The 11,041-nt window shown below is 59.0% G+C and carries 8 protein-coding genes; 7 read left to right on the top strand and 1 reads right to left on the bottom strand.

Annotated elements, in window-relative coordinates; genetic code table 11:
* Positions 1-337 precede the first annotated feature (337 nt).
* The 5 genes from J2T09_RS25460 to J2T09_RS25440 all read left to right on the top strand — a co-directional run bounded on the left by J2T09_RS25460 (position 338) and on the right by J2T09_RS25440 (position 7,998).
* On the top strand, positions 338-1,291 hold the full coding sequence (locus tag J2T09_RS25460; protein ID WP_306839884.1) for a phosphoribosylaminoimidazolesuccinocarboxamide synthase: 954 nt from the start codon (positions 338-340) through the stop codon (positions 1,289-1,291).
* 37 nt (positions 1,292-1,328) lie between these two features.
* Positions 1,329-1,931 carry a TetR/AcrR family transcriptional regulator gene (locus J2T09_RS25455; RefSeq protein WP_306839883.1) on the top strand — a complete coding sequence of 201 codons (603 nt, stop codon included), beginning with the start codon at positions 1,329-1,331 and terminating at the stop codon, positions 1,929-1,931.
* A 165-nt stretch (positions 1,932-2,096) separates the two neighbouring features.
* Positions 2,097-3,281 carry an efflux RND transporter periplasmic adaptor subunit gene (locus J2T09_RS25450; RefSeq protein ID WP_306839882.1) on the top strand — a complete coding sequence of 395 codons (1,185 nt, stop codon included), beginning with the start codon at positions 2,097-2,099 and terminating at the stop codon, positions 3,279-3,281.
* Between the two features lie 50 nt (positions 3,282-3,331).
* Positions 3,332-6,436 (top strand): efflux RND transporter permease subunit, encoded by a 3,105-nt coding sequence (locus J2T09_RS25445; RefSeq protein ID WP_306839881.1) that lies wholly within the window; start codon positions 3,332-3,334, stop codon positions 6,434-6,436.
* A gap of 107 nt (positions 6,437-6,543) precedes the next feature.
* Positions 6,544-7,998, top strand: coding sequence for an efflux transporter outer membrane subunit (locus J2T09_RS25440; protein WP_306839880.1), 1,455 nt, complete (start codon positions 6,544-6,546; stop codon positions 7,996-7,998).
* A gap of 96 nt (positions 7,999-8,094) precedes the next feature.
* Here J2T09_RS25440 and efp read toward each other — a convergent pair whose 3' ends face one another.
* A complete protein-coding gene (gene efp, locus J2T09_RS25435) occupies positions 8,095-8,664 on the bottom strand; it encodes an elongation factor P (RefSeq protein WP_306839879.1) in 570 nt (189 codons plus the stop codon).
* Between the two features lie 153 nt (positions 8,665-8,817).
* Here efp and epmA point away from each other — a divergent pair, with 153 nt between their 5' ends.
* Entirely contained in the window at positions 8,818-9,882 is a 1,065-nt protein-coding gene (epmA, locus tag J2T09_RS25430; protein ID WP_306839878.1) for an EF-P lysine aminoacylase EpmA, read from the top strand.
* Positions 9,879-10,937, top strand: coding sequence for a lysine-2,3-aminomutase-like protein (locus J2T09_RS25425; protein ID WP_306839877.1), 1,059 nt, complete (start codon positions 9,879-9,881; stop codon positions 10,935-10,937). Before epmA ends, J2T09_RS25425 begins: the two co-directional genes overlap by 4 nt.
* The last annotated feature ends 104 nt before the right edge of the window (positions 10,938-11,041 follow it).

Below are 11,041 nucleotides of genomic sequence, written 5' to 3'. Positions count from 1 at the left end.
CCCTATCAGCATTCCGCCAATTCTCTAAAGATTTTTGAGACAAGAACTTCGTCGCCAGCAGCGCCGCCGCCCTCGTCAGTGACCGGGTTATAGGCGGACCAACCCGAAAACGTCAACAGTCCAATTTCATAAAAATACAAAAATCGAACAAGTGTATGAAATTAAATGATTTAATCGATTTTTTGACTCTCTGGAGCGTGCTTCCATACATTATATACATATAGGCACCTGTGGTGCTCGAGGCGTGGCAAAAATCAGGCATGTTGCAGCATCCTTGTCTCCGGGCGCAAAAACATGCGATAGCGAGCCATCATCCACCTTGCAGAAGGCCCTGCCCGTGCGTGTTCTCAGCGAAGCTCTCATTCCCGAATTGCCGAACCACTATCACGGCAAGGTCCGCGAGAATTACGATCTGGCCGATGGTAGCCGCATCATCATCGCCACCGACCGTCTGAGCGCGTTCGACCGGATCATCACCTCCATCCCCGACAAGGGCCATGTGCTGACCCAGACAGCACGTTACTGGTTCGAGGCAACGGCCGATATCTGCCCCAATCACGTGATCGCCTATCCCGATCCGAATGTGGTCGTGGGAAAACGTCTCGACATCCTGCCGGTCGAGATCGTGGTGCGTGGTTACCTTGCCGGTACGACCGGCACGTCGCTGCTGACGCTCTACAAGAAAGGCGAACGCCGGGTGTACGGCCTCGACCTCCCGGACGGGTTGCGCGACAATCAGGCTCTGCCGACACCGGTCATCACACCAACCAGCAAGGCTTTTGACGGGGGCCACGACGAACCGCTCACTCCGGCAGAAATTGTCGAACGCGGGCTGTTGACGGCAGAGCAGTGGCAAACACTATCGGACTATGCGCTGGCGCTGTTTGCACGCGGCCAGAAGCTTGCAGCTGAGCGTGGTCTGATCCTTGTCGACACCAAATACGAATTCGGCACCGACGAGAACGGCACGATCATTCTGGCTGACGAGATCCACACGCCGGACAGCAGCCGCTACTGGATGGCCGACAGTTATGACGAGGCATTTCGCACCGGCTCGCGGCCGAGAAGTTTCGACAAGGATTTTGTGCGTGCCTGGGTGGTCGAGCGTTGCGATCCCTACAAGGACGACCTGCCGCCGATCCCGCAGGAACTGATCGAAGAGACGGCTGCGGTTTATCGCATGGCCTATGAGATGATTACCGGCCAGACCTTTGTGCCGGACAACACCGATGGCCCGGTTCTCGATCGTGTTCGGGAAAACCTGAAAGGTTATTTTCCGAACAGGACTTGATCCGTTCGCAGCAGACGAAGACTGAAGAGGGATAAGCGTGCGCAGGCCAAGGCGGAAGGCGGAAGAAACCCGGGAAGACATTTTGCAGGCGGCCGAAACCCTGTTTCGCGAACGCGGCATTGCCGGGTGCTCGATTGCCGACATTGCCCAGGCGCTGTCGATGTCGCCTGCCAATATTTTCAAGCATTTTCATTCCAAACCAGTCCTTGTAGACGCGATTTGCGAACGCCATATCCGCCATCTCGTTGACCGGTTGGCGACACTGGACGAACAGGCACCGGCGCCGACCCGCATGGCGCGGGTCGCCTGCAACATCATGGAAGCACATCTTCAGGACATTCGCGAGAACCCGCATCTGTTCGAGATGATCCTGATGGTTTCAAAGGCCCAACTGCCGAGCGCCCTGGTTTATCGCCGAAAGATCGAGGATCTTTTTGCTGACCTGATCGCCCAGGGCATGGCAGCAGGCACCTATCACTGCAAGGACGCACACGCCGCAAGCCAGCGCGCGTCCGCTGCTTTTGCAAGCATCCTTCATCCCGTGCTTCTGGCCAATGCCGACCTTGCAGAACTGCATGATCGGTGCGACGGGCTTGCCGAACTCGTGAACGCTGCACTGCAAAATCCATTTGCAAAGTGACGATTACTGCATTACGTCACTTTGCAAATGGCAGACCGCCAATTTGTTAAGATAATTTAACATTTCGACGGACGAAACGCGCTTCCGCGACCCTTTCTGCCATGCCATCATTGTTCGCCCGCAGCCAAACTGTGGGACCCGCAACCACGCCTTCCGGATGACATCATGAAACGCCGCAGCCTTTTGCTTTTCGCCATTCCGCTGGTCCTTGCCGGCTGCAGTGATTCCGGAAATACGGCAGGCCAGACCGGAAGCGCGGCCGAAAAGCCGCCATCACCGGTCAGTGTTGTGATCATGAAAAGGCAGGAACAGCCGATCACCCGCGTTCTGCCCGGTCGTGCGGTCGCTTTCCAGACCGCTGAAGTCCGCCCGCAGGTGGCAGGCATGATCAGGGAGGTCGTTTTCAAGGAAGGCAACGAGGTGAAGGCCGGCGATCTTCTCTACAAGATCGAGGACAGCAGCTATGCAGCTTCGCTTGCGGAAGCAAAGGCAAGCCTCGCCAAGGCCGAAGCAAGCGTGCCAACGGCACAAGCGAACTTCAACCGCTACGAGCGACTGGTCAATAGCGGTGCCACACAGATCGAATTCGACAATGCCAAGGTGACGCTGCTGCAGGCACAGGCCGATGTCGAGCAGGCAAAGGCTGCGCTGCAATCCGCGCAGATCAATCTCGATTACACCGAGATCAAGGCCCCCTTCGACAGCGTGACCGATATTTCCAAGGTTGATGTCGGCAATATCGTCACCGCCAACCAGACAACGGCGCTGACGACGCTGCGCCGACTCGATCCGATCTATATCGACCTGACCGAATCCAGCACCAACCTTCTGGAATTGCGCGCCGCAATCGCCGCCGGTCGGCTGAAGGGCAATCCCAACCAGGCCGATATGCGTCTGACGCTGGAGGACGGTACGGATTACAACAAGACGGGCCGCCTCGACATGTCCGAGCTTGCCGTCAGCGAGACGACCGGCACCTACCAGATCCGTGCTCAGTTCGAAAATCCCGACAATCTCATTCTGCCGGGCATGTATGTGCGCGCGACCGTGACGCTTGGAATGGAAGCCGGCTATCTTCTTCCGCAACGGGCAGCCACCCGAAATGCGCGAGGCGAACTTTCGGCGAAATTTGTGACCGCCGACAACAAGGTCGAGACCCGACTTTTCCAGAATGCGCAGGTCTCGGGCAATAACTGGCTTGTCGATACCGGCATCAATGACGGCGACAAGCTGATCGTCGACGGCTTTCAGTGGATCGCCGATGGCGCCGCGGTCAAACCTGTCGAGGCAACCGTGGGTGAGGATGGCCTTGTGATCGAAGCCGGCGCCCCCGCACAGCCGAAGCAGTGATGCTCCGCTCCTGCCTGCATCCGAAAATATCGGTTCCTGAGGTTATCTGAATGGCCAAGTTCTTTATCCGGCGACCGGTTTTCGCCTGGGCAATCGCAATCGTGATCATGCTGGGCGGCGCGCTCGCGATCACCACATTGTCGATCTCGCAATATCCGGACATTGCGCCGACAACCGTGCGCATCAGCTCCAGTTATAACGGTGCGAGCGCGGAAACCGTCGAAAAATCGGTCACCAGCATTATCGAGGACGGCATGACCGGCCTTGACGATCTCACCTACATGACCTCGTCGTCCTCGACCGGCCGCTCCACCGTAACGCTCACCTTCGGCAACTCGATCCTGCCGGATATCGCGCAGGTGCAGGTACAGAACAAGCTGCAGCTCGTTCAGTCGCAGCTGCCGGATGTCGTTCAGAGCCAAGGCATTTCCGTTTCCCGCTCCACCTCGAGCATTCTGATGGTCGGTGCGCTGGTATCGCGTGACGGCAAACGTAGCTCGGTCGATCTCGGCGACCTGTTCGCCACCTCGATCGAGGACCAGGTGCAGCGCCTGGAAGGTGTCGGCAGCATCAACGTTTTCGGATCCGGTTACGCCATGCGGGTCTGGCTCGATCCGTTCAAGCTCAACAAGTACCAGCTGACCGCAGCCGACGTGACCTCGGCCATCCAGGCACAGAACACGCAGGTTTCGGTCGGTTCACTCGGCGCACAGCCGGTGGCGCAAGGCCAGCAGTTGACCGTGACCATGACGGCGCAGAGCCAGCTGACCACGGTGGACGATTTCGAACGAATCATCCTGAAAGTCGAGCAGAATGGCGCAAATGTTCGCCTGAGCGATGTCGCACGTGTGGAAATCGGCCAGGAAAGTTATGGTGGAAGCTCGCGCTATGACGGCCTGCCATCGGCCGGCTTTGCCGTGAACCTTGCAACCGGCGCCAATGCCATCGATACGGCAGCGCTGGTCAAGGGACAGTTGACGCGTGCGGCTGCTGGCCTGCCTGATGGCGTCGAGATTCAGTATCCTTACGACACGACACCCTTCGTGCAGCTGTCGATCGAAAAGGTCGTGCATACGCTGATCGAGGCGATCGTTCTCGTATTCGTCGTGCTTCTGGTCTTTCTGCAGAATTTCCGCGCCACGCTGATCCCGATGATCGCCGTGCCGGTGGTTCTGCTCGGCACATTCGGTATTCTTGCCCTGACAGGGTACTCCATCAATACGCTCACCATGTTTGCCATGGTGCTCGCCATCGGCCTTCTCGTCGATGACGCGATCGTGGTGGTGGAAAATGTCGAGCGCATCATGGACGAGGAAGGCCTGTCGCCGCTTGAGGCTACGGAAAAATCCATGGGCGAGATCACCGGTGCCATTATCGGCATCGCACTGGTGCTGACGGCCGTGTTCATTCCGATGGCATTTTTTGGCGGATCGACCGGCGTGATCTACCGCCAGTTCTCCATCACCATTGTTTCGGCCATGCTTTTGTCCGCCGTGGTCGCCATCGTGCTCACGCCGGCGCTTTGCGCGACGATGCTGAAGCCGATCGACCACCACAAGAAACAGCGTGGCATCGGCGCCTGGTTCAACCGCAATTTTGACCGCGCCACCAATGGTTATGTCGGCAGTGTCGGTTATCTTCTCAAACGCCCGCTGCGCATGGTGGTGATGTTCGCGCTCGTTATCGGCGGCTGCGCCTTCCTGTTTGCCCGCATGCCAAGCTCGTTCCTGCCGCAGGAAGACCAGGGCGTGCTGATGACGATCATCCAGACGCCGGTGGGAGCCACCACGGAACGCACGGAAGCAGTGGTCAAGCAGGTCGAGCAATTCTATCTCGGTCAGGAAAAGGACAATGTCGACGCCGTCTTTGGCGCGCTCGGCTTTTCCTTCAACGGAACCGGCCAGAACAACGCGATCGTTTTCACCAAGCTCAAGGATTTCGATCTGCGCACCGGCGCAGGACAATCTGCCGCCGAGGTGATGCACCGTGCGCAGGCACATTTCCTGACACTGCGCGATGCCCAGGTGTTTGCGCTTCTGCCGCCGGCCATTCAGGGCCTCGGCAACTCGGCCGGTTTCTCCATGTATCTGGTCGACAGCGGCAATAATGGCAATGATGCGCTGACCCGTGTGTCCCAGCAGTTGATCCAGGAAACCGGTACCAACGCCTATATCAGCTCGCTGCGCTCCAACAGCCAACGTTCGGAAACACAGCTGAAAATCCTGCTTGACCAGGAAAAACTGGGGGCCATGGGCGTCGATCTGTCGGCCGTCAACTCCATGCTGGCGACGATCTTTGCCGGCCGTGACGTCAACGATTTCACGCTGAACAACGAGCTGAAACCGGTCTATGTGCAGGGCGACACGCCTTTCCGCATGCAGCCGACCGATCTCAAATACTGGTATGCCCGAAACACCAATGGCGAGATGGTCCCCTTCTCCAGTTTCAGCAAGCTGGACTGGGTGAGCGGTACGCCCCAGCTTGCCCGTTACAACGGCACCAGTGCGATCTCGCTCGATGGTGCGTCCAGACCCGGTGTCAGCACCGGCGAGGCCATGGACGAGATGGAACGGCTGGTTGAAGCACTGCCCGGTGGCTACTCGGTCGCATGGCAGGGCATTTCCTATCAGGAACGGCTTTCCGGTTCGCAGGCCCCCATGCTCTACGCCTTGTCGATCCTGATCGTCTTCCTGTGCCTGGCGGCCCTTTATGAAAGCTGGTCGATCCCCTTCTCGGTCATTCTTGCGGTGCCTGTCGGTGTTCTCGGCGCCGTCGGAGCCGCCGATCTCCTCGGTCAATCGAACGACGTCTATTTCAAGGTCGGCCTTCTGACGACGATCGGCCTTGCGGCAAAAAATGCGATCCTGATCGTGGAATTTGCGAAAGACAGGCAGGAGACTGGAATGGGCCTGCTTGAATCCACACTTGAGGCTGCGAAATTGCGTTTGAGGCCGATCATCATGACCTCTCTCGCTTTCATTCTCGGCGTTGTTCCGCTGGCAATTGCCAGTGGTGCAGGCTCTGCTGCACAGAATGCAATCGGCATTGGGGTTCTCGGGGGTATGCTTTCTGCAACACTCCTTGGAATTTTCTTCGTGCCATCGCTTTTTGTGATCGTCCGGCGGTTATCAAGAGGTAAAAAAACCGTCAATTAACGCAGTGATTTTGAATCGGCGAAAAGTTGTTGCGTCAAGCGCGCTGAGCAAGCGAAGCGGGATGGATCGACAGGAAGCCCCAAGGTTCGTTAGATTAGGAAAAACACATGGTTTCCATACGCGCAGCAGCTCCCCTGGTCATGCTTCTGCTGTCCGGATGTGTCGTCGGCCCCGACCACTCCGCGCCTGAAATAACGCTTCCGTCGAAATTCGCCGAAGGCAGCGCTAGGAGCAACGGCGACATCAGCACCGACCAGTGGTGGATGGCATTCAACGACACGCGCCTCAACGGCTATGTCAAACAGGGCCTCGACCAGAACCTCGACATCCTGCAGGCCATGGAACGCATCAATCAGGCGGAAGCCGATGTGATCTCCGCCGGTGCCGGCGGCTTGCCCTCGCTTACACTCAACAGCGAGGTTAACCGGTCGGGCACAAAAGGCTATCGCGGCACGATTCCTCAGTCCGTCCCATCGACGACTGTCAGCGCTGGCCTGCAGGGGTCCTGGCTGCTTGACTTCTTCGGCCTTTATCGCCGCTCGAAAGAAGCCGCGATCGCCCAGCTCGGTGCAGCCGATGCTGCCGTCGATACAGCGCGCCTATCGCTGCTGTCGCAGGTCGCGGCGGCCTATATCGACGTTCGTTATTACCAGGAAAGCATTGCGCTTGCCCGCGCAAACCTGAAGTCACGCAATGAAACGCTGTCTCTGACGAGGCTGCAGCTGGACGCGGGTGCCGCTTCACGCCTCGACGTCGTGCAGTCGGAAAGCCTGGTAAACACCACGCTGGCCACAATTCCGGGCCTCGAGACCCAGTACCGTCAGGCCGCACATCGCGTTGCAACCCTGCTTGGCATGCCGGCATCGTCGCTGCTCGGCGAATTGCAGAAGGGTGCCCGCCAGCCGGTTGCCCGCTTCAACGCACGCGCCGGCGTCCCTGCCGATCTTGTCCGCAACCGTCCGGACATTCGTGCGGCGGAACGCCAGCTTGCGTCCGCCGTCGCCAATATCGGCGTCGCCGAAGCCAATCTCTATCCGAGCATCAGCCTCAGCGGTTCGATCTCGCCATCCTACACCCGCCGCAACGGCGGTGGAGACAGCCATCTCCTGTCATGGGGATTTGGCCCGACTCTGAACCTGCCGATCTTCGACGGTGGTCAGTTGCGTGCCAACCTTTCGGCCACGGAATCACAGGCGCGCGAAGCCTATCTCGCCTGGAAACAGACGGTTCTCAATGCTGTCGAAGAAGTTGAAAACGCTCTTGCAGCAGTCACCCGCGCCAGCCGCACTGTTGCTGCGAACCGCGCAACGGTTGCTTCCAGCCAGGAAGCCTTGACGCTGGCAACGGCAAGCTACCGCGACGGTGCATCCTCGCTGCTCGACGTTCTCGATGCCCAGCGCAATGTTTCCGATGCCCAGACAAGCCTTGCACAGGCCATCCGCCAGATGGCGCAGGATTATGTATCGCTGAGCGTGGCGATGGGTGGCGGTTACGCCTACGGCAAGGCTCCGGTCGATGCCAAGGGCCCGACCATTTACGCGGCAAAGTCGCTGAAGAAATAAGGGCGGCGCGATTTCGCGCCTTTCCTTCATTCCAAACGAAAAGGCCCCGCAACTCGGTTGCGGGGCCTTTTTTCTCGTCCGTTACGGAAGCGCCGATCAGTTCTTGGCGCGCTCTACGTAGGAATTGTCTTCCGTCGCGATGACGACGCGGGTGCCGGCATCGATATGGGGCGGAACCGAGGTGCGGATGCCGTTGGAGAGCATGGCCGGCTTGTAGGAGGACGAAGCCGTCTGGCCTTTGACGACCGGTTCTGTCTCGGTGATTTCGAGGATGACGTGACGCGGCAGTTCGATCGCCAGCGGGTTGCCTTCGTGGATCGACAGGATGCAGGTCATGCCTTCCTGAAGATAGGCCTTCTGATCGCCCATCGTATCGGCATCCACCACGACCTGATCGTAGTTTTCCGGGTTCATGAAGTGGAAACCTTCGCCATCCTCGTAGAGGAACTGGTGGTTGACGTCTTCAACGAAGGCGCGCTCGACCTGCTCGGTCGTGCGCCAGCGCTCCGACACCTTCACGCCGTCAACGATGCGGCGCATGTTGACCTGGGTGACCGGCGTGCCCTTGCCCGGGTGAAAGTTTTCAGCCGTGAGAACGACGTAGAGCTTGCCGTCGACGTCGATGACGTTGCCCTTGCGGACCGAAGAGGCGATGACCTTGACCATAAGACTTCCTTGTAACTCGGCCGGCCACGTCGTAGAGGACAGGCAATGAGGCCGTAGTGATGCTTTTCAGGTTTCCTTGGCCGCGCAACTAACGCAAAATCCGCCAAATAGCCAGCCCTTCGTGGGCGTGAGCTGCGGCGAAGAGAAACAACCATGACCCGCAGTGCAGCCTCCACGTCTCCCTGGTGGACAAAAAGCGTCCATGCCGACCGTCGTCCCTTCCTGATGGGCCGCAACCGGGTACAGACGGCATTGCGCCAGTTTTTCGGTGGCCAGGATTTTCTCGAGGTCGATACGGCAACGCTGCAGGTCTCTCCCGGCAACGAAGCGCATCTGCATGCCTTTGCGACTGAAGCGCTGACGATCGACGGAAAAGCCAGCCCGCTTTACCTGCACACATCGCCCGAATTTGCTGCCAAAAAGCTGCTTTCCGCCGGTGAGGAGCGCATTTTTACCTTCGCGCATGTGTACCGCAACCGCGAGCGTGGGCCGCTGCACCATCCTGAATTCACCATGCTGGAATGGTATCGCGTCGGCGAGAGCTATGAGCAGTTGATGGCCGATTGCGCCGACATGCTGAAACTGGCAGCCGAAACGACGGGCACCAAAAAGTTTGCCTTTCGCGGCATGGAGTGCGACCCCTTTGCCGAGCCGGAACGGGTGACTCTGGCGGAGGCTTTCCAGCGTTTCGCCGGTATTGATCTTCTCTCTTCGATTTCGGCAAGTGGTGAAAACCACCGCGACACGCTGGCCGTAGAACTCCTGCGTGTCGGTTTGCGTGTGTCCAATGATGACAGCTGGGCCGATCTGTTCAGCAAGGTGCTGGTCGAAAAGATCGAACCGCATCTGGGCAATGGCCGCGCCACCATTCTGTGCGAATACCCGGTTTCGGAAGCAGCCCTTGCCCGCCCCTCGCCGCGCGATCCGCGCGTGGCCGAACGGTTCGAGCTTTATGCCTGCGGCGTGGAACTGGCCAATGCCTTTGGCGAACTGACCGATGCCGGCGAACAGCGCCGCCGTTTCGAGATCGAGATGGTGGAAAAGGCGCGCATCTATGGTGAAACCTACCCGATCGACGAGGATTTTCTCGACGCCCTTGCCGTGATGCCGGATGCCAGCGGCGCAGCCCTCGGCTTCGACCGGCTGGCCATGCTGGCGACCGGCGCGACACGTGTCGACCAGGTGATGTGGGCCCCGGTTGCGGAGACTTGTTCGTGACCGCCGCGCGTTCAATAAAAACCCCCGAGGAACTGGTTTCCGCAGGCCTGATCGAAATCGGCAGGCTGGAAGATGTTCGCGCGGTTGCGGATCAGTACGCGATTGCGTTGACGCCGACCGTCGTTTCGCTGATCGACCGCGCTGACGAAAACGATCCGATCGCCCGCCAGTACGTGCCCAGCACAGCGGAACTGGTGACGAGCCAGCAAGAACGCGAAGATCCGATCGGCGATGCGGCCCACAGCCCTGTCAAAGGCATCGTGCACCGTTATCCTGACCGGGTGCTGCTGAAGGCGGTGCATGTCTGCCCGGTCTATTGCCGTTTCTGTTTTCGCCGTGAAATGGTGGGACCGCAGGGCGATGGCACGCTGGCACCCGACGAACTCAAGGCGGCGCTCGACTACATCCGCGCCAACGACCAGATCTGGGAGGTGATTCTCACCGGCGGCGACCCGTTGGTGCTGTCGCCCCGCCGGCTGGCGGTGATCATGCGCGGACTGGCGGAGATCGACCATGTGAAAATCCTGCGTTTTCATACGCGTGTGCCCGTGGTCGAACCCGACCGGATCGATACCGCCATGATCGATGCGCTGAAGGAAAGCGGCAAGGTGGTTTACGTGGCGCTGCATGCCAACCATGCCCGCGAAATGACGCCGGACGCGCGTGCCGCCTGCGCCCGGCTGGTGGATGCCGGTTTTCCGATGGTGAGCCAGACCGTGCTGCTGAAAGGCGTCAACGACGATCCGGCCGTGCTTTCCGACCTGATGAAGGCATTTGTCGAAACGCGGATCAAACCCTACTACCTGCACCACCCCGACCTGGCGCCCGGCACCGGCCATTTCCGCCTCGATATCGAGGAGGGCCAAAAGATCGTATCCGCTTTGCGCGGAAATATTTCCGGTCTGTGCCAGCCGACCTATGTGCTGGACATTCCCGGCGGCCATGGCAAGGCGGTGATCGGCGAGAATGCTGCCCGGCGTGAGGGCGGCTGTTATTCAGTGAGCGATTTTCGCGGTGAGACACATAGCTATCCCCCGCAAGGCGGTGATGCCTAAGCTCGGCGCCTCAGTCCCTCAAATTCTACAGAATCCCGCATCCAAGATTTCACTAAATAACTTTGCCGTTCCTTAGGCTCTCTTCGTTAAAACCCAAGCATCAA

Source organism: Neorhizobium huautlense (assembly GCF_030811685.1).
In the GTDB taxonomy this organism is placed as follows: Bacteria; Pseudomonadota; Alphaproteobacteria; order Rhizobiales; family Rhizobiaceae; genus Neorhizobium; species Neorhizobium huautlense_A.
Note: the sequence above shows the minus strand (reverse complement) of the source record. Positions and strands in the feature narration are given on the sequence as shown.